This is a genomic window from Streptomyces sparsus, assembly GCF_054776295.1.
Map to the genome: position 1 here is coordinate 1 of NZ_BAAHCA010001726.1, position 527 is coordinate 527.

The window sequence follows — 527 nt, forward strand, 5'->3', positions numbered from 1 at the left end:
GAGACGCCCGGCACGTAGACGGTCGCCAGCCAGGGCGGCGCCGCCTCCGGGTCCGCGTCGACCACTCCGGCCGTGAAGGCACCGTTGACCCTGCGGGCCGCGGCGATCTCCCGCCGGAAGCGCTGCCGGAACTCGCGGTCCTCGGCCAGCTCCGGCCGGACCACCTTGACGGCGACCGCGCGGCCACCGCGGGACAGGCCGAGATAGACCCGTCCCATTCCGCCGGCGCCCAGCCGCCCGACGATCCGGAATCCTCCGATCTGCTTGGGGTCGGCAGGTTCGAGTCGCTGCATGGATTCCACTGACCCCCCAGTGCCGTGCCGGCGGACGCCCCCGCGCCGCCGCGTTCGGCGCCCCCGCTCGTCCGTGCCGGTGAGGACCGGGGCGGACGCGGGAGGCCGAGGCTCACATCGTGCCGCAAGCCCACTGCCGGCGACCAGGGAACGCGTCATGTTCCGGGTTCGGCACGTCCGGTGGTGGCGGGGCGCCGTCACCCGTTCGGCGGGCCGCCCGGCTCCGGACCGGCG

General features: G+C 75.9%; 1 pseudogene. It reads right to left on the reverse strand.

What is annotated here, in order from left to right:
* A pseudogene (locus ACYVE9_RS30515) lies at positions 1-293 on the reverse strand (serine/threonine-protein kinase); the annotation flags it as partial.
* Between the last annotated feature and the right edge of the window lie 234 nt (positions 294-527).